The organism is Streptomyces sp. NPDC059874 (assembly GCF_042731135.1).
In the GTDB taxonomy this organism is placed as follows: domain Bacteria; phylum Actinomycetota; class Actinomycetes; order Streptomycetales; family Streptomycetaceae; genus Streptomyces.
In genome coordinates, this window is the sequence record NZ_JBHWJY010000013.1 from 25595 (window position 1) to 44529 (window position 18935).

Sequence of the window (18935 nt, forward strand, 5' to 3'; positions counted from 1 at the left end):
CTGCTTGCCCCGTACTCCGTTCCCCTCGATGCTGCAAGAGAAGAAGAGGACTCAAGGGGCTGAGCACATGCATGTTGTTCTGCTGGGGACGTCATACGTCAGAGGCTTTGACCTCGTTTCCGAGATGGCCGACGACGGAATCGAAGTCAGCTTTGTCACGGCGAGCCTGGACGTTTATCGCGCCAATCCCGGCTTCGAGCTCATCGAACGGGCCGCGCGGGTGGTGGAGGTGCCGGACCTGGCCGACTGCCAGGACCTGACCTCCCGGCTGCGCGGCCTGCTCGGCCCCACCCCCGTCGACGGGGTGATCTGCCGCGACGACAACCTCCACCACCGCGCGGCGCTGTTCGCCCGCGACCTGGGCGTGCCCCACGAGTCGCCGGAGACGGCGCGGCTGCTCGGAGACAAGTCGGCCGTACGGGAACGGCTCGGGAAGGCCGGTATCGGCAGCCTGCGCTGGCGCCGGGCGGTCACCGAGGAGGAGGGCCTGGCCGCGGTCGACGAGATCGGGCTGCCGTGCGTGATCAAGCCGACGGTCGGCCGGCACTCGGTCGGGGTCACCGTGGCCTGGACCCGCGAGCAGGCGGCCGACGCGCTGGCCGAGCTGCTCGGCGTCCCGGGCGGGCGTGCGGGCGAAGGGCCGGCCGCGCTCGTCGAGGAGTACGCCGTCGGTCTCCACGTCAGTGCCGAACTCCTGGTCCAGGACGGGCGTACGGTCCTGCTCGGCTTCTCCGAGCGCGTCGCGGCGGCGCCGGGGACGACGGCCGAGCTCGGCGGACACTTCCCGGCCCGTTTCGAGGGCATGGGCGCGGCCCGACGGTTCGTCCTGGACGCGGTCGAGGCCCTGGGGGTCCGTGCGAGCGCGCTCCACGTGGAGCTGCTGATCACGCCGACCGGCCCGGAGCTGATCGAGGTGAACGGCCGGATCGCCGGGTACGTGGTGCCGCGGCAGATGTCGCTGGCACTGGGTCGGTCCATCACCCGGGACCTGGTGGCGATCGCCACCGGCCAGCCGATCGACGGCGCGGCGCCGCCCGTGGCCACCGTGGCCCTGCGGGCCCTGTGGAGCCCGGACGAGGGGATCGTGCGCGGTACGGTCCCGGCCCTCGCGGAGCTGCCCGTCGGGGTGATCGACTGCGAGGTGAGCGTCGGCCCCGGTGACCGGGTGCCGGCGTTGTCCACCAACCACGACCGGTACGGGTACGTGATGGTCCGCGGCGCCGATCGCGCGACGGCCGTGCGGGCTGCCGCGGAGGCGGCCGACCGCGTACGGGAGTCGCTGCGCGTCGAGCCGGTCGCCGCCGAGGGCGGTGCGGCGGAGCCGCAGCCCGCGGGCGGCGAGCACCTGGTCCTACTGCTGACCGGGGAGGACCCGGTCGAGCGGATCGTGACCGCGGCGGGCGCGGTGACCGCGCGGCTGACCGTGCTGCGGCGCGACGAGCTCACCTTCGGCGAGGCGCGCGCGGCGTTCCTGGCTGCGCACGAGCGCCACCCGGTGGCCGGAGTGCTCTCCTGGGCGGCCGCGTACGAGCGCGAGGCGCGCGAGCTGCGTGCCCTGCTCGCCGCCGGAGCCGACGGGGCGTCCCCCGCCGGCGCGCACGGGACCGATGAGGGCGAGTACGGCTGGGAACCGCTGGAGGAGCCCCACTTCGTCAGCGACCCCGTGCACACGGTGCTGGCCGTCGCCGGCGGCGGGCGGGTCGATGTCCTCGCCGCGATCGATGAGACCGGCGACCAGGCCGTCGACGACGCCGGGACCGAGCGGCGCCTGGTCGCCGGCCCGGTGCCCGCACGGCTCCTCGCCGGCGCCGAAGCGGCCGTACGCGCCGCCGGGATCGAGGGGCCCGCCCGGGTGGTGTTCGGGGGGCGGCACGCGGAGCCCCTCGTGCTGCCCGGCTTCGACCGGCAGGTCCTCGCCCTCTACGACGCGGCCCACCGGCGGAGCCTGGTGACGGCGGTCGCGGAGAGCGCACTGGGCCGGTCCGTGCGCACCGCCCTGCCCGACGCGGGACGGGTCGCCATCCAGCGGCACGTCTTCTCCGAGCCCGGCCGCTTCCGCATCGTGGCCGCGACCGATGCCGAAGCGCTCTACGACTACCCCGAGTTGACGCACGCCCGGACTCCGCTCGACACCGACGCCATCCACAGCGGGCCGGTCCTGCGGCTGGGCTACACCGTGGCCGGGCCGAGCGTCGTCCACGCCGAGCAGGCGGCCGCCAGGATCGAACGCTCGCTGGTGTGGCGGACCGAACCGGCCGACCGGACGCACGTTCTGGTGCTGGACCGGATCGGCCCCAGGGTGTGGACCCGGGAGGACGGCACGCCGCTGCTGGACCCGGACCGCTTCCGGGTCAGCGTCCTCAGCTCGGGCATCGGCAAGACCACCACCGGGGCCGCGGGCGACTTCGTCGCGCGGACCGACGTGTTCGACCAGGGTTCCGTACGGGTCCTCGCCGGCGCGGTGCACGCGCTGCACCCGGTGGACCGGGTCGCGACCGTCTCCGAGCGGCTGCTGGAACCGGCTGCCGAACTGCGCAGCCTGTTCGGGACCGCGGGCAGCGACCCGGCCACGGCACGCAAGTTCGTGGACAAGGCGGTGATGAAGCGCATCGCCCGCCGGGCGGGCATCCGTACCGCCGAGGGCCATCTCGTGCACACCCCCGAGGACGTCACCGACCTCTTCGACCGGCACGGCAAGGTCGTGGTCAAGCCGCGCGACGGATCCGGCTCCTTCGGGGTGTCGGTGCTCACCGACACCGCGCAGGTCGAGCGGTGGGTGCGCGAGGAGTTCAGCCCCGGAACGCACCTGTGCGAGGGGTTCGTGGTCGGCGACATGTGTCACATCGACGCCGTCCTCCACGAGGGCGACGTGGTGTGGGACGTGTCCCGCTACGTGACCGACACCCTGGCCGTCTCGCGCAAGGAACCGCTGTCCTCCATCACGGTCGCCGACCCCGCCGTGCGCGCGGCCGCCCGTGAACTGCTCGGCCAGGTCATCGACGCCTGGCACGTCCGCACCGGGGTACTGCACCTGGAGGCGTTCGTGGACGACTCCGGAACGTTCACGTTCTGCGAGGTGGCCGGACGTCCGGGCGGCGCGGGCATCGGCGAGGCGTTCCGGGCCACCACCGGCATCGACCTCGCCCACGCCAAGATCCTCACCGACGTGGGCCTGGACCCGAGGACCGGCCGTCGCGAGCCGGCGGGCGCGTACGCGGGCTGGACGGTGCACTTCACGACCGGCGGCGTACTGCTGGACTTCGACGACTCGGCTGTGGCGCAGGACGCCTACTTCCGCTCCGTTCCCTACCGGATCGGAGACGTGGTCCCCACCCAGAACTTCTCGGGAACCGGTGCCAGCACGCACGTCTTCACGGACGACTCGCACGCCGAGGTGAAGCGGCTGGTCGCCCGCGCCGAGCGCGAGGTGCGCCTGGTGCTCGGGCCGCCGCCGGGACCCGCGGGGAGCGTCCGATGATCCTCGGCATCCTCGGCAGCGCCGCCCGCGACTCGGTCTCGCGCCGGGTCCTGGAGCTGGCCGCCACCCGGATCAGGGCGGCCGGGACGGCGTACGAACTCCTCGACCTGAGCGTGGAGTTCCCCGAACGCCACCGGATCGAGGACTACGAGAACCCGCCGCCCGGCAGCCAGACGGACCGGCTCCGGGCTCGGATCGCCGCGTCGAGCGGCGCCGTCATCGCCACGCCGGTCTACCACGGTTCGTACAGCGGACTGCTCAAGAACGCCCTGGACCACCTCACCGGCAAGGCGCTGGCCGACCGACCCGTGGGACTGATCGCCGCGGGCGGCGGGCCGCGCGGCGCGGGGACCGCCTGCGACCAGATGCGGTCGGTGGTCCGGGCGCTCGGCGGCTGGGCCGTTCCCACCCATGTCGCCTCCACCGGCGGGGACTTCACGCCGGGGGCGCCGCTGGAGGGGCTGCACGAGCGGATGGACGACCTGGTGGCCGAACTGCTCTCGTTCCGCCCCGCCGACCGCGTTCCGGTGTCCCCCGCACACGAGCCCGGGCGGGGGCCGCGTCCGCACGCCCACCGCCCGCCGGCCCTCATCCTCTGCTGACGCCACCTCGGCCCATCAGCACGAGCCCGTCAACACGAACCCGTCAGCACCAGCCCTCACCAGAAGCCCGTCATCAGAAAGGACGAGCCATGACCTCCCGCTCCGCCCGCCCGTCCGCCGAGGCCACGGACCAGCCGCACCTGCTGCTGATCTCCGGCATCGGCGGCCACGCGCCCGCCAAGGCGCTCGACTCCCTCTCCCGCATCAGCACGACGGTCTCCGTCGTCCACATCTCGGCCTGGGGCGACCCGGAGCCGGTGCGCGCCGACTGGGCCGCGCGTGGGCTGGGCGGGGAGTTCCTGACCGCGGCCGACCTCGACGAGGCCGTCACCGTCGGCCTCGCCCTGCACGAGCGGCTCGCGCTGTCGGGCATCGTCACGTACTCGGAGCTGCTGCTGCGCCCGCAGGCAGAACTCGCCGAGCGCCTGGGGCTGCCGGGGAACTCCCCGGAGGCGGTGGCCGTCGCCCAGTCCAAGTCCCGGCAGCGGCAGGTCTTCGCCGAACACGGCGTGCCCTCACCGCGGTTCGCGGAACTGCGCGGGGAGCAGGACCTGGCCGCGGCGGCCCGAAGCATCGGCCTCCCGGCCGTCTTCAAGCCCTCACTGGGCGCGGGCAGCCAGAGCGTGCGGCTGGTGCGCACGTACGAGGAACTGCTGGAGGCCTACCGTGCGGGCCGGGCCACGGTTTCGGCGTTCCTGCAGAGCGAGGACGTCTTCCTGCTGGAGGAGCGGCTGGAGCTGGAGGCCGACGGGGACACCGGCTGGGCGGCGTACTGCAGCGTGGAATCGCTGCTCGCCGCCGGGGAGCGCCACCACCTGACCGTTTCCGACCGGATGGCGCTGCGCCACGGCTACGCCGAGGAGGGCGCGTCGATGCCGTCGAGGCTCGACGCCGCCACCCAGGCGGCCGCCATCGACTGCGCCGACCAGGCGATCACCGCGATCGGGTTGACCACCGGGGCCGTGCACACGGAAATCGCGCTGACCCCGCAGGGGCCGCGCGTGATCGAGGTCAACGCCCGGGCGGGCGGACCGATGCCGATCCTGTTCGAGGTCGCCGCGGACTACGACTACGCCGCGCAGATCGGCCGCAGCGCGCTGGGTCTCGCACCCGACGCGGAGCCCGAGTTCGAGAGGGCCGCGCTGCTGCGGATGATGCCGATACCGGAGGGGGAATGGCGGGTGACCGCGCAGACCCCGACGGAGGAGCTGCTGGCGGCCTTCCCCGAACTGGTCTATGTGGCACCGCGGTTCGCACCCGGCCTGCCGGCGAGCCGGAACCGGACGCTGCACCTGGCGACCTTCATGCTCAGCGCGCCGACCCCGGACGGGGCCCGTGAACAGTCCCACCGGATCGAACGGGCCCTCGGCATCGAACTCGTGGCGGCCGACGACGCGTCGGCCGCCCTGCCGGCCGCCTGAGCCCGGCCGTTCGCAATCCCTCACACCCATGACGTTGGGATCGCTCTGATGAAGAAACGCTTCTACGCCACCGGGCTCGCCGACGCTGTCGGGCTCGGCATGTACCTCTCCCTGTCCGTCCTCTTCTTCGACAAGGCCGTCCACCTGCCCAATGCCCAGATCGGGCTGGTCCTCGGTGTCGCCGGCGTCACCTCGCTGCTGGGCGCCATGCCCATCGCGCGGGCCGCCGAGCGCTTCGGCACCCGTACGATGCTGACCGTCCTGTACCTGGTGCGGGCCGCGGCCTTCCTGGCGCTGGCCGCGTCCACCACGTTCGTCGCCGCGCTGCTCGCCTCCGCCGTGGCCGGGCTGCTGAGTCGGGGCATCAGTCCGCTCATCGAGTCGGGACTGATCGCCCGGGCCGGCAACGAGGAGGCGGTCGGGGCCCTCGCCCGGCTCCGGTCGCTGCGCAACGCGGGCATGGCCGCCGGCGCGCTGCCGTCCGGCGCGGCCATCGCGATCGGCGAGGCCTGGGCCTACCAGGCGGTGATGGTGCTCTCCGCCACCCTGTTCGTCGGGTGCGCCGTCGTCTGCCGCACCTTCGGCGACAGCGGGCACACCGCCCCGGGCGGGACCTCGCGCACCAGCGTCCTACGGGACAGGGCCTTCCTCCGGATCACCGCTCTGTACGGGGCCCTGACCCTGTCGGCGCTCGTCCTCGGACTCGGCATCCCGCTGTGGGTGGTCCAGGAGACCCAGGCACCCGCCTGGACGGTCACCCTCGTCCAGGTCCTCAACACCGCCGTCGTCATCGTCCTCCAGGTCCGCGTCAGCAAGGGCTCCGAGAACTTCGGGACGGCCCGCAGGATGATGCGGCGCGGCGCGATGCTGTCCGCGCTGGCCGCGGTCGTCGTACCGCTCACCGCCTTCGGCGGCGCGACCACGGACCTGGCCCTGGTGGTCGCGGCGGCGCTGCTGTTCTCCCTCGGGGAGCTGTACGTCATCGCCGGGACCACCGGCGTCGCCCTGCTGCACATCCCCGAGGGCCGCAAGCCCGCCTACCTCGCCGCCTTCAACCTCGGATTCGCCGTCGCCACCGTCGTCGGGCCCCCGCTCATCACCGCCTCCGTCGGCTGGGCCGGCTGGGGATGGCTGGGCTGGGGCGTCTACTTCGTCGCCGCGGGGCTGGTCGCGATGCGGGTACCGGCTCCTTCCCAGGCCGCCGGGAAGGCGCCGCAGGCCGTCGGCGCCGCCGCGTGAGGCGGGGCGCGGCAGCACTGGAGCGGGCCCCGAACAGTCCCCTCTGCGCGGGGTACCGGCACCCTCGCACGACACGGCTCAGCCCGTCCGCCGCTGCTGCGGGGCCCCGGAGTGACTGCCGGACGAAGCCGCCGCCCGAGTGCGGGATGCGACGCGGTCGGCGCCGATCGCGACGGTGTGGGCGGCCGAGGCGAGAGTGAGGTGACGGTGCCAGCCCTGGAAGGAGCGGCCGGCGAAGTCGCGCAGGCCGGCCCGCTCGCCCGTGGAGGCGCTGTCGAGGGCCGCGCGGTGGGCGAGCTTGGCCAACCGGGTCAGCCCGTCGAGCGAGGTACTGGTGAGGTCCGTGAGCCAGAACTCGCTCGGCGGGCTGCCGGGGTTGGTCCACTCGCCCATCAGCAGCCACTGCTGGGGCCCGGAGGCCGACCGGCGGGGCTGCGGCACCTCGACGCGGATGCCCGCGACCAGGCTGCTGCGGACGGTCGGCGTGCCGGTGGCCTCGTCGAGCCATTCGACGGGCCGGCGCAGCCCGCGTATGTGCTGGAGCATGTCGGAGACCGGGATGGGGCCGGCTCCGTACCCGGGCATGGCGGTGTCGGCCACCCGCAGCTGGTCCATGGCCCGCAGCCGGGCGATGACGGGAATGCCGGCGGCGTGGAAGCGGCCGAGCACGGCGCTGCTGACGAAGTCACGGGAGGGCATGATCACGGGGCGGCGCTCGACGTTCCATTCGAGCGCGTCCAGGGCCACCGCCGCGGCGCATTCGCCGGGTGACCTCTCCTCCACCCAGTCCGGAATGTTGGCCTGGCGGCGCTTCTCCTCGTCCTGGAGCCAGGAAGGGGAGAGGGACAGGTTCCAGTTCACGGGGGCGCTCATGGCCTCCGAGGCCATCCACAGGCCGAACGAGTGCTGACCGTGGACGGAGTACCCCAGCTCGGGGACGAACCGGCGGTCGATGCCCACCGACCGCTCGCCGGCCTTCTGGATCGGCATGGACTGGATGACCCAGGCCTTGGGCCGGAGCATGCGCTCCACGTGGCGGGCCAGGGCCGCGCGCATCGGGGCCCAGTCCCAGGTGGACTCGGTGATGAAGTGGTGCAGCGACTGCTCGGTGCCCGCGCCGCCGACGACTCCCGCCAGGTTGCGGATGGACTTGCGGCCCTCCGCGTACAGCAGGCCGCGCAGGTACTGCTCGCCGCGGGCGCGCTGGTCGCTGCGGCGCAGTGACGAGAACAGCGTCGGGACCAGCTCCGCGATCATGGCTTCCGTCATCCGCGCCCGCTGCTCCGCCATGGCGGTGGGGTCCGCCGCGGGCAGCGTGGACGGTGGGGCCGGCTGCGCCGTGGGTGTGGTGAGCGGCGTCTGGTAGGCGCTGTGTGCGGCGGCCGGCCGAGTGCCGGCGTGGTCCGTCGCACGGCGCACGGTCCGGTGTCCGCCGCCGAGTCCGAAAGTCTTCATCTCTGCTCCCCGAGTCCGAGTCAGGGAGTCACTCTCGGAGCCGGTGTTCCCGCCTCGTTCCCGATTCGCTACCGGTGGCTGGTAGCTGCATAGGATCTGGGAATAATGGTCTCTACCAGGGGGAATCCGAGGGACCGGGGAAGAGGGGTATGTCGAATCTGATGCAGAGCCATGTTCGGTTCAACATCCTGGGACCGTTGGAAGGCTGGTCGGGAGAGGCGAAAATCCGACTTGGTGGACAAATCCATGAGCGAGTTCTTGCCACCCTCTTGCTCGAACCCGGGAATGTTGTCCCTGTTGCCCGTCTTGTCGAGGCGGTTTGGGATGAAGAACCGCCGGTAACCGCTTCGCATCAGGTGCGAAAGGCCGTTGCGGACCTTCGTCGCCGGATACCCGATGGCGGAAAACTGATCATCACGGACGGTCCGGGATACCGGGCGGAGGTGACCGGCAGTCAGCTCGACCTGCACGAGTTCCTGGCGCACGTGCGGGAGGCCCGGCAGGCCGCCGCCGAGGGCGCGACGCCGGAAGCGGCCGACAGTCTGCGCGCCGCCCTGGCCGTCTGGCGCGGCCCGGTGCTGTCGGGCGCCGGAGGCCCGGTGGTGCAGGCCGCGGCCGCCGTGCTGGAGGAGCGCCGGCTGGGCGCCGCCGAGCAGCTCTGCGAGCTGCGCCTGTCGTTGGGGGAGGCCGGGGAGGTCGTCGGCGACCTGCGGACCCTCATCGCGCAGCACCCGCTGCGCGAGACGTTGCGCGGCCTGCTGATGCTGGCGCTGTACCGCTCGGGTCGGCAGGCCGACGCCCTGGCGGAGTACGCGCAGGTCCGCGAGCTGCTCGTCGAGGAACTCGGCATCGACCCGAGCCAGCAGCTGACCAAGATGTACGAGAACATCCTGCGGGCCTCCCCGGAACTGACCGGGCCGGAGGCCGCTCCGGCGAGACCCGCCGCGGGCCCCGCGGGCCCCGCGGACCAGGCGGGGTCCGAGGCCGCGGACGACGACGGGCCGCCGCCCTGGGCGGCCAGGGTGCGCGGCGCGCCGTGCACCCTTCCGCCCAGCCTCCCCGACTTCACCGGGCGCGAGCGCGAACTCGCCGAGGTGCTGGAGGCCTGCCGTCACGACGTGGGGGACGGACCCCGGGTCGTCGCGATCGACGGCATGGGCGGCGCGGGCAAGACCTCGCTGGCGGTGCGCGCCGCGCACCAACTGGCGGAGCAGTACCCGGACGGCCGGCTCTACATCGACCTGCGCGGATTCACGCCGGGCGAGGAGCCCGTCGGTCCGGGCGCCACCATCGGCGGCCTGCTGCGCGTCCTCGGGGTGCCCGCCGACAGCATCCCGGACGACGAGCAGGGCCGGATCGGGTTGTGGCGGGCCACCCTGATGGACCGGCGCATGCTGCTCCTGCTCGACAACGCCTTCGACGCCGGACAGGTGCTGCCCCTGCTGCCGCCCTCGCCGGAGTCGCTGGTCCTGGTCACCGGTCGTGGCCGGCTGCTCGACCTCGACGGCGCCCAGTGGATCTCGCTGGGGGTGATGCCTCCCGAGGAGAGCGGCGCGATGCTCACCGAGGTGCTGGGCGACGACCGCGCCTCCCGGGAGCCGGAGGCGGCGGCCGAACTCGCCCAGCTCTGTGGTCATCTGCCGCTGGCGCTGCGCCTGGCGGTGGCCCGGCTGCGCAACCGTCCCCGGTGGACCGTCCGTTATCTGGTCGAGCGGCTGGAGGACGAGACGCGCCGGCTGGACGAGCTCAGCGCGGGCGAGCGCAGTGTGGCGGCGACCCTGAGCCTGTCCTACCGGGCGATGGGGGAGGAACTGCGGACGGCCTTCGTCCTCTTGGGACTGCACCCGGGCGCGGTGATCGACGTCTACTCCGCCGCCGCGCTGCTGGAGGTGGGAGTCCGCGACGCGGAGGACATGCTGGAGGACCTCCTCGACATGCACCTGCTCGTGCAGAACGAGCCGGGGCTGTACGCCTTCCACGACCTGGTGCGGACGTACGCCATTTCGCTGGGTGAGGGAACGCGGGGGGAAGCGGGCCACGCGGCCGTGGGGCGGCTGCTCGATTACTACGTGGGCGCCACCGAGGCCGCCTGCGAGCTGCTGTTCCCCACCCGGCGCAGAATGGATCTCGCCTTGCCGAAGTCCGCGTGCGCGCTGCCGCCGATGCGGCATGAGGACCGGACCCTGGAGTGGTTCGACAGGGAGTCCGCGGGCATCCAGACCCTGCTGGCCCAGGTCGCGCACGAGGGATCTCCCCAGCAGGTGTTCGTCCTGGCCCGGAATGCCTCTTTCCACTTCAACGTCCGCAGCCGGCACGCCGAGTTCGAAGCGGTGTGCCGGGCCGCCCTGGTGGCGACGCGCAGCATGGGCGATTCCCAGCTCATCTCCCGGACCCTCAACAACCTCGGGGTCGCCCGCTGGAAGCTCGGTCGGTTCACCGAGGCCGTGGAGGCGGGGGAGGAGGCGCTCGACTGGTCCAGGAAGTCCGGCGACGTGGAGGACGAGCAGAACAACCTGGGGCTGCTCGGGCTCGTCCACTACGGGCTGGGGAATCTGGAGCGCTCGTACGACTACACGATGCAGGCCTTGAACGTGGTCGAGGGGCGGGACGGTATGCGGCTGCAGCAGCAGCTGGAGGACTTGAACACCGTCGTCTCGGCCTGTACCTCGCTCGGCCGCCACGAAGAGGCGGCCGATGCCGCTCGGCAGGCGATCGAGCGCTGCCGGGAAGTCCACGCCCGGGACGAGGAAATCGTCTCGTGGACGGGTCTGGCCCTGGCGCAGTGCGGCATGGGTGAGTTCGAGGAGGCGGCGGTCAGCCTGGCGCGGGCACTGGTCCTGGCCAGCACTCAACGTCAGCCGGAGAACCTCGTGCTGGCCCTCGCCGTCTCGGCGGACGTGTACGACCGGCTGGGCGATGCGCGGAGGTCGCAGCAGTGCGAGGCCAAGGCGCTGGAACTGATCACCCCGGCGACCCCGCCGCAGCGCCGCTCCAGGGCGGTGAACTTCCTGGCGCTCAAGCACAGTCGGCACGGCCGGCACGAAGAGGCCCTTGAGCTGCACGAGCGGTCCCTCGCCTGTGCCGAGGACGCCGGGTACCGGATCGAGGTGGCCCACGCGCTGCACGGGATGGCGGGGGCCGCCGAGATGCTCGGCCTGGCGGCCGCGGCCGAATACCGGGAGCGGGCCGACGCGCACTTCGAGGCGATGGGAGTGCCGCTGCGCGGCCGTGGGCCGTCTGCCCCCGGGGCCTGGGGGGGGTGGGGGGGCTAAACCGGGGGCCCCCGTTCGGTTCCGGGGGGGGCCACCGCTGTGATGTGTGGCAGACGGACTACCTGGCGGGGGAGGGGGCGGGGGACGGACCGGCCGGGCCACGGTCCTCGGCCAGGACGAGGTGTCCCGTGCCGGTCCCGTCGGCCTGGTTGCCCTGCTCGGCCGAGACGCCCAGACCGAAGGCGAGAGCAACCGCGAAGATACCGACCAGACCAGCGAGCTTGCCGCGCATTTCGTTCCCCTTGTGTTCGTTCAAGTTCCGTGTCGCTTTCGACAGACAGAGATTCGCAAGGGGCGTTCCCGTACGGTTCCCGCGCAGTTACCTAAGGCGAACGTAATGGAGGGAACGGGGGTGCGGAAGGGTATGCGCGCCGATTTCACGCATCCGACATTGGCCGGAATGGTGTGGCCAAATTTCGGTTAACTGCCGGTTCGGGAAAACGAAATGCGCAATTCCGATTCCAGTCGGCCCAGGTCGCGCGCATGGCCGTGCGCGGCGATGTGTCCGTCCGGCCGGATCAGGTAGTAGCCCGCCGCACGGCACCCCGCCTGCGCGGCGGCGTCCCTGCGGCGCAGCGTCACCTGGCGCAGCAGCGGCCACTTCGCCACGACGTGCCCCAACTCCTGTTCCCAGTCCCGGCTTCCGTCGCTCACGACCGCCAGGTGCCAGCCGTGCGGGTCCGCCGCGGTCCCCGAGATGCCGTACGCGAGCGCCAGGCGCCGCGGGAAGACCGCGCCGACTTCCAGAGCGCCGGGCAGGGCCCGTCGTACGCGGCAGCCGGTCCAGCCCGAGGGCTGCTGGCTGTCGCGGGTCGCCGGGTAGGACAGCCGGCGGCCGGCCATCACCGGGGCGTAGAACTCCGAGACGATCCCGGTCCGGTCCAGCAGCCGGAACGCCGCGTCGCGCGCCGCCACCGTCGCCTTGGCCTTGGCGACCCACGCCTTGGTCTGCAGGTCGGTGTCGCGCACGATCTGCCGGGTGACCTCCGAGCGCTCCGTGCCGTAGGAGGCGAGGAGCGAGGAGGGGGACTCGCCCCGGATCACCGCGGCGAGCTTCCAGGCGAGGTTGTGCGCGTCCTGGAGGCCGTTGTTCATGCCCTGGCCACCGGCCGGGCTGTGGACGTGGGCGGCGTCGCCGGCCAGGAAGACCCGGCCGCGCTGGAACTCGGTCGCGCGCCGGGCATGGACCCGGAACACGGCCTTCCAGACCGCTTCCTTGATCCGTACACCGCGCGGTCCGCGCTCGTCGATGAGCGCCTGCATCATCGTGGCGTCGACCTCGCCGTTGCCCTGGGGCATGACCGACAGGAACCGGAAGATCCCGCCCGGGATGGGCACGATCACCAGTGCGCCGTTCGCCGACTGGTAGAAGTGGCACTCGTCCGGCGGCAGGTACCCCTCGATGCGGGCATCGACCAGGGCGAAGGCCATCTCGTAGGTGGATCCCTCGAAGCCGATGCCGAGCTGGCCGCGGACCGCGCTGCCCGCCCCGTCGGCGCCGACGACGAACGGCGCCCGCACCCGCTCCAGGCCCTCGGGCGTCTCCAGCACGGCCGTCACGCCGTCGGTGGCCTCGATCCGGCCGGAGTAGTCCACCCCGTCCAGGGCCAGCAGTCGGACACCGCGCTCGATCTTGCCGCCGAGCTCGTGCAGCCGCTCGGTCAGCAGCCGCTCGGTGACGTGCTGCGGAAGGGTGCGGCACGCCAGGTCGTCCGAGAACCCGAAGGAGGCCAGCGGGCGTCGCTCGGAGAAGTAGCTCAGCGTGTTGATCCGTACGGACTCCTCGTTGACCACCTCGCCCAGCCCGGTGTCCTCGAGGATGTCGAGGGCACGGGGCCAGACGGACAGCGCCTTGGGGGTCAGCATGGGTTCGGCGGCGCGGTCGATCACCCGGACCCGGATGCCGCGCCGCAGCAGCTCTACGGCGGTCAGCAGGCCGGTGGGGCCCGCCCCGACGACCAGCACGTCCAGGTCGGACGGCCGGGCGGCGGACGCCGCTTCGCTCTCTCTCGTGGTCCGGATCTCGCCGGTGATCAGGTCAGCCATGGCCTCTGGGACTCTCTCAGTCGGTACGGACGCCGGTGGTGGTGGAGTTCTCCGGCTCGGAGGGCAGCCGGTCGAGGCTGATGCCGAAGTGGGTCTTGTAGGCGGCGATGACGTCTGCGTCATCGGCCAGGACGGTCTTGGAGCGCTGCTCGCCGTCCACGACGTTCAGGTGGCGGCCCTTGAGGGTCACCAGGCCGTTCTCGGTGCGGATCGAGCAGAACAGGGCCTGCAGGAAGGAGGAGTCGGGGGCGGTGCGGTACCACCACAGCGACGGGCCGTAGTCCTCGATGCGGACCGGGGTCTCGACCACCTGGTACAGCGGGCGGCCGCCGAGCCAGAGGTCCACGGTGCCGGCCTGGCCCTCGACGTCCTTGAGCTGGTACTCGCCGTGCGGGTCGGTCTGGACCTCGCGGCTGGTGAAGTCCAGCGGGAAGCGGCTGTTGCGGCCGAAGCCGGTGTCGACGAGGTAGACCTCCTCGCCGATGGTCACCTTCAGCGCGAGGTGGCCGAGGAACGGCCCGAGGCCCTCCGGCCGGTGCACACGGCCCGGCAGGATCTCCACGTCGTAGCCCAGGGCCTCCAGGACGAAGCCGAGCGCGGGGTTGACCTCGTAGCAGCCGCCGCCGCGGTGCTCGCGGGCGATCTTGTCGACGGAGCGCTTGTCCATGTGGATCTCGCGGCCGTCGAGGTGGTAGTCGAGGTTCTCGAACGGCACGGACAGCACGGCGCGCTCGGTCAGGTGCTTGAGCCCGGCGGCGTCCGGCCGCGCGGGACGGCTCGCGCCGATCCGGGTCAGGTAGGCGTCGACCGTGGCGTCGTCGATCACGGTTGAGTCCAGCATGGGATCTCCTTGAGGGTGTCGTTCCCGGGGTAGCGGGGGCGGGGGGAGAGGGGTCTACCAGCGGATGAGTGACAGGCCGAGGGCCATGCCGCCGCCGAAGCCGGCGAGCAGGACCAGGTCGCCGGCGGTCAGCCGGCCGGAACGCGCCGCGCGGTCGAGGGTGATCGGCACGGATGCGGAGCCGGTGTTGCCGTATTCCTCGTACGTCGTCCACGTGCGGCCCGCGCCCACTCCCAATTCCGCGGAGAGGTTTTCCAGCATTCGGCCGTTGGCCTGGTGCGGAACGAAATGCGCGAGGTCCGCCGGGGTGAGGTCGCGTTCCGCCAGGAATTCGCGGATGGCGGGCGGGACGTTCTCGGCCACGAAATCCCGCACGCCGCGGCCGTTCATGGTGAAGTACTGAAGTCCCTCGGCGAGGGTTTCGGCGGTGGTCGGAATGCGGCTCCCGCCACCGGGTACCTCGATGAGGTGCCGGTCGGCGGCGTAACTGGCGAGCCGGTTGGCGAGGACACCGCGGTCCCCGCCGGCCGCCGGGCCGAGTACGACCGCCCCCGCGCCGTCCCCGAACAGGATCGTGGTGCGCCGGTCCTCGGGGTTGAGGATGCGGGAGTAGACGTCGGCACCGATGACCAGGGCGTAGCCCTCGCCGGCGGTGGCCGCCAGCATGCTCTGCGCCGTGGTCAGCGCGAACAGGAAGCCCGTGCAGACGCCGTTGACGTCGAAGGCGGCGGTGCCGTGGTCCGCGCGGAGCTCGGCGGCGACCACGGCCGCGGTCGGCGGCTGCGGCTGGTCGGGCGTCGAGGTCGCCACGACGATCAGGGACAACTGCGCGGCGCGGATGCCGGCGTTCTCCAGCGCCGCGCGCCCCGCGATCACCGCGAGATCAGATGTCGCCTCATCGGGCTTCGCCCAACGACGGTTGCGTATCCCCGTCTTGCCGAAGATCCAATCGTGATCGACTCCGGCAGGCGCTCCGACTTCGTCGTTGGAGACGACGTGAGACGGTACGTAAGAGCCCGTGCCCAGCACGCCCACAGAAACAGCATTCTGAGCACCGTGAATTCCCGTCGTGATCATTTCGTGCGGCTCCTCAACAGCGTGAAACTTATGGTTCCGTCCCGGGGAAAGGCCGACAACGGCGTCCGAGGGACCTTGTCAGGTAGTGCGGGGCGCGGGGCGGTCCCGGCCGTCCGGGGACGGGGTGGGGACCGCCCCCGCCGTCACCGGTGTCAGGCGGCGAGCATCCGCGCCGTCAGCGAGGCGAGCAGGTCCCCGGTGATGCGCGGGCCGGCGAGCGTCAGCACCGACTCCGCGTGGAACTGCATCGAGGCGAAGTGCGGGCCGCGCAGCGCGTGCACCTCGCCGCTCTCCGGGTCGCGGCTGATGTCCACGAGACCGATGCCGGGGATGATGGCCGAGTCCACCGAGGAGCGGGCGGCGAAGGTGTTGTAGAAGCCGACCCGTTCGGGCCGCCCGAAGAAGTCGATCTCCTTCTGCACGCCCTGGTTCGGTTCGTCGCGGCGCACCAGCTCGAAACCGAGGGTGGTGGAGAGCACCTGGTGGCTCAGGCAGACCGCCAGGAACGGCCTGCGCTCGTCCAGCAGCGTCCGTACGGCCGTGCGCAGGTGGTCGATCTTCGGGTGGGCGCTGTCGCGCGGATCGCCGGGCCCGGGGCCCATCACGATCAGGTCGTACCCGTCGAAGGAGTACGCCTGGTCGAACCGGCGGACCGTCACGTCCAGGCCGAGCGAGACCAGTTGGCGGGCGATCATCGCCGTGAAGGTGTCCTCCGCGTCCACCACCAGCACGCGCCGTCCGGCCAGTTCCGGATCCACCGCCAGCCGGTCCTGCTCCTCCTTGAGCCAGTAGTCGGCGATCGTCCGGTTGCGCCCCTCCAGGGCCGCCCGGACATCGGGGTGGGACGCGAACCGGGCCTGGCCGCCCCGCGATTCCAGCGCCGAGAGCAGCCCGGACGCCTTCGCCTTGGTCTCGGCCACCTCCGACCACGGGTCGGAGTGCCGCACGAGGGTGGCCCCGACGCCGATCCGGACCTCGCCGGCGGCGCCGATGTCGGCCGTACGGATCAGGATGGACGAGTCCATCGCGTGGCCGCCCCGCTCGTCGCGCCCGATCAGCGCCAGCACGCCGCTGTAGTAGCCGCGGCCCTGCGGTTCGTACTCGGCGATGACCGCGGCCGCGCTCTCCAGCGGGCTGCCGGTGACCGTCGGCGCGAACAGCGTCTCGCGCAGGATCTCCTCCGGGGCGTGCCCGCTGCGGCCCTCGATGAAGTACTCGGTGTGGGCGAGACGGGCCATCTCCTTGAGGTACGGCCCGTCCACGCGGGCGCCGCCCTCGCAGATCCGGGCCATCATCTTCAGTTCCTCGTCCACCACCATGTACAGCTCGTCGACCTCCTTGGTGTCGGCGAGGAAGTCCATGACCTCGGGCAGCGAGGGACCGGCCGCCGGATAGCGGTAGGTGCCGCTGATCGGGTTCATGACCGCGGTGCCGTCGCGCAGGCTGACGTGCCGCTCGGGGCTGGCGCCGACGAGCGTGCGCTCGCCGGTGTGCACGACGAAGGTCCAGTACGCGCCCGACTCCCGCTCCAGCAGCCGCCGGAAGAGGGTCAGCGCGTGGCCGGTGGAGTACGCGCGGATGGTGGTGTTCCAGGAGCGCTTGATGACGAAGTTGGCGCCCTTGCCCTCGCCGATCTCCTTTGAGATCACCCGGCGCACGGTGTCGGCGTACTCCTCGTCGGAGATGTCGAACGCTCCGCCGTCCAGTGCGATGGGCAGGTCGGGGATCCGCGCCAGTGCCTCGACCAGCGAGACGCGCTCCTGACCCGTGACCGTCATCGCGACCAGGGGGGTGTCCTCGTCGGGGGCGGCGAACCCCCGCTCGGCGATCTGCCGGTACGGGACCAGCGCGAGCACCTCGTGCCGGGCGCCGGTCCCGGGCGCGGGCGCCGCGGCGGTGGCGCCGGGGGCGCGCAGCTCCGCCAGGGTCGCCGGGGTGGCGGTCTCGCCGACGATGACGTCGAGGATGCCGGGACCGGAGGCCTCCGGACGGTAGAGGAGCGCGAACGGGGGCGGGTTGGGGCCGAGGACGCGGGCCAGCAGGGGCGAGGTCATCCGGCGATCTCCTTCGCGGTGGTGACGACCGCGCAGCGCTTGGCCGCGTAGTCGATGGCCAGCCGGTGTTCCCGCTCGGTGAAGTCGCCGATCGCGTCGGCGACCAGGAACGTCCGGATGTCGTGGCTGAACGACTCGATGGCCGTGGTCAGCACGCCGACGTGGGCGTACACGCCGCAGATGACCAGCTGGTCGCGGCCCGCGGCGCGCATCCGCTCCAGCAGGTCGGTGTTGAAGAAGGCGCTGTAGCGCCACTTGGTGAAGACCCAGTCCTCGTCGGAGGGGGCGAGCGCGGGGACGACCTCCCGGTCCTCGGGCGTCGTACGCATCCCGGGACCCCAGATGTCGGCCAGCAGGCCGCGCTGCTCCGGCGTCATGCCGCCCGGCTGGGCGGTGTAGGCGACGGGAGCGCCGGCGGCCTTGAAGTAGTCGCGCAGCAGCACGGCGTTGCCGGTCAGCTCCTCGCGCAGCCCTTCGGGGAACGGTGCCAGGAAGTAGCGCTGCATGTCGTGGACGAGCAGGACGGCCCGGTCCGCGTCGAACGACCACTGCGGTACGGACGGGGGGAGTTCTCCCGCGGTGGGGAGGGGATAGGGCTCGATGGTCGGTATGCCGGCCATGATGTTCCTCTCGGATTCGTTCCTCGAAGTGGCTGCGTGGTGCCGGCGTCACACGCCGAGCGTGGCGCCGCCGTCCACCGTGAGAACGTGCAGGGTGATGTGGGCCGCGCGGTCGGACAGCAGGAAGAGCACGGCCTCGGCGATGTCGGCGGTGCGGGCGAGCTTGCCCAGCGGGATGCCGACCTTGAAGGTTTCGGGGCTGCCCGCGATGGTCTTGGCGGGACCCTGCTCGTCCTCCCACATGGAGGCGAGCATCGCCGTGTCGGTGGAGCCGGGCGCGACGACGTTGCAGCGGATGTTGTGCTTGGCGACTTCCAGGCCGAGCGACTTGGTGAGCATCGTCGCGGCGGCCTTCGACGCCCCGTAGGCGGCCATCGAGGCACGCGGGGTGCCGGCGGCGTTCGACGCGACGGTGACGATGGCGCCGCGGTTGCGCGGGATCATCCGGTTGACGGCGGTGCGGGACAGCCGGAAGACGCCACTGACGTTGACCTCGAAGGTCTGGAGCCAGTCCTCGTCGCTGAAGTCCTTCACCTCGCCCGTGCGCAGGATGCCCGCCGTGTTGACGAGCATGTCCAGCGGGCCGAGCTCGCGCTCGACCCGGTCGACGACGTCCTCCACCTGCGCCGTGACGGTGACGTCACCCGGGTAGGCGTGGACACCCAGCCCGTCGGCGGTCAGCTTCTCCACCGCCTCCCGCAGTCGGACGGCGTCGCGGTCGACGGCGGCCACTGTCGCGCCCTCCTCGGCGAGCCTGCGGGCCACGGCCAGGCCGATACCTCCCGCGGCTCCCGTGACGAGGGCGACTTTGTTGTCCATGTCCCAACTCC

13 protein-coding genes are annotated in these 18935 nt (G+C 72.2%); 5 read left to right on the plus strand and 8 right to left on the minus strand.

Annotation, left to right across the window (positions count from 1 at the left end; all coding sequences use genetic code 11):
• The first annotated feature begins 124 nt into the window (after positions 1–124).
• The 4 genes from ACFV9H_RS10335 (at position 125) to ACFV9H_RS10350 (ending at position 6740) form a co-directional block, all read left to right on the plus strand.
• Complete coding sequence (locus ACFV9H_RS10335) at positions 125–3478, plus strand: ATP-grasp domain-containing protein (RefSeq protein WP_385396016.1); 3354 nt, start codon at positions 125–127, stop codon at positions 3476–3478.
• Positions 3475–4080, plus strand: coding sequence for an NADPH-dependent FMN reductase (locus ACFV9H_RS10340; RefSeq protein ID WP_385396018.1), 606 nt, complete (start codon positions 3475–3477; stop codon positions 4078–4080). The genes ACFV9H_RS10335 and ACFV9H_RS10340 overlap by 4 nt, the downstream gene beginning before the upstream one ends.
• Positions 4081–4169: 89 nt before the next feature.
• Complete coding sequence (locus tag ACFV9H_RS10345; protein WP_385396020.1) at positions 4170–5501, plus strand: acetyl-CoA carboxylase biotin carboxylase subunit family protein; 1332 nt, start codon at positions 4170–4172, stop codon at positions 5499–5501.
• Between the two features lie 48 nt (positions 5502–5549).
• Positions 5550–6740 (plus strand): MFS transporter, encoded by a 1191-nt coding sequence (locus ACFV9H_RS10350; RefSeq protein WP_385396022.1) that lies wholly within the window; start codon positions 5550–5552, stop codon positions 6738–6740.
• 78 nt (positions 6741–6818) lie between these two features.
• Here ACFV9H_RS10350 and ACFV9H_RS10355 read toward each other — a convergent pair whose 3' ends face one another.
• Positions 6819–8195 carry an IS701 family transposase gene (locus ACFV9H_RS10355; RefSeq protein ID WP_385396024.1) on the minus strand — a complete coding sequence of 459 codons (1377 nt, stop codon included), beginning with the start codon at positions 8193–8195 and terminating at the stop codon, positions 6819–6821.
• Between the two features lie 161 nt (positions 8196–8356).
• Between ACFV9H_RS10355 and ACFV9H_RS10360 the strand changes: the two genes are divergently transcribed.
• The gene (locus ACFV9H_RS10360; RefSeq protein WP_385396191.1) at positions 8357–11467 is read left to right on the plus strand and encodes a BTAD domain-containing putative transcriptional regulator; all 3111 of its coding nucleotides are present in this window, start codon (positions 8357–8359) and stop codon (positions 11465–11467) included.
• Between the two features lie 58 nt (positions 11468–11525).
• Here the strand turns inward: ACFV9H_RS10360 and ACFV9H_RS10365 are convergent, their stop codons facing one another.
• From ACFV9H_RS10365 to ACFV9H_RS10395, 7 genes are all read right to left on the minus strand, one after another.
• Complete coding sequence (locus ACFV9H_RS10365; protein ID WP_385396026.1) at positions 11526–11699, minus strand: hypothetical protein; 174 nt, start codon at positions 11697–11699, stop codon at positions 11526–11528.
• Positions 11700–11887: 188 nt separating this feature from the next.
• Positions 11888–13513 carry an FAD-dependent monooxygenase gene (locus tag ACFV9H_RS10370; protein WP_385396027.1) on the minus strand — a complete coding sequence of 542 codons (1626 nt, stop codon included), beginning with the start codon at positions 13511–13513 and terminating at the stop codon, positions 11888–11890.
• 16 nt (positions 13514–13529) lie between these two features.
• Positions 13530–14354, minus strand: a complete 825-nt coding sequence (locus tag ACFV9H_RS10375; RefSeq protein WP_385396029.1) for an arylamine N-acetyltransferase — start codon at positions 14352–14354, stop codon at positions 13530–13532.
• Positions 14355–14408: 54 nt separating this feature from the next.
• A complete protein-coding gene (locus ACFV9H_RS10380) occupies positions 14409–15431 on the minus strand; it encodes a 3-oxoacyl-ACP synthase III family protein (RefSeq protein WP_385396031.1) in 1023 nt (340 codons plus the stop codon).
• Positions 15432–15583: 152 nt separating this feature from the next.
• Entirely contained in the window at positions 15584–17485 is a 1902-nt protein-coding gene (locus tag ACFV9H_RS10385; protein WP_385396033.1) for an anthranilate synthase family protein, read from the minus strand.
• Positions 17482–18105 (minus strand): isochorismatase family protein, encoded by a 624-nt coding sequence (locus ACFV9H_RS10390; RefSeq protein WP_385396035.1) that lies wholly within the window; start codon positions 18103–18105, stop codon positions 17482–17484. The genes ACFV9H_RS10385 and ACFV9H_RS10390 overlap by 4 nt, the downstream gene beginning before the upstream one ends.
• A gap of 48 nt (positions 18106–18153) precedes the next feature.
• Complete coding sequence (locus ACFV9H_RS10395) at positions 18154–18924, minus strand: 2,3-dihydro-2,3-dihydroxybenzoate dehydrogenase (RefSeq protein WP_385396037.1); 771 nt, start codon at positions 18922–18924, stop codon at positions 18154–18156.
• Positions 18925–18935 lie beyond the last annotated feature (11 nt).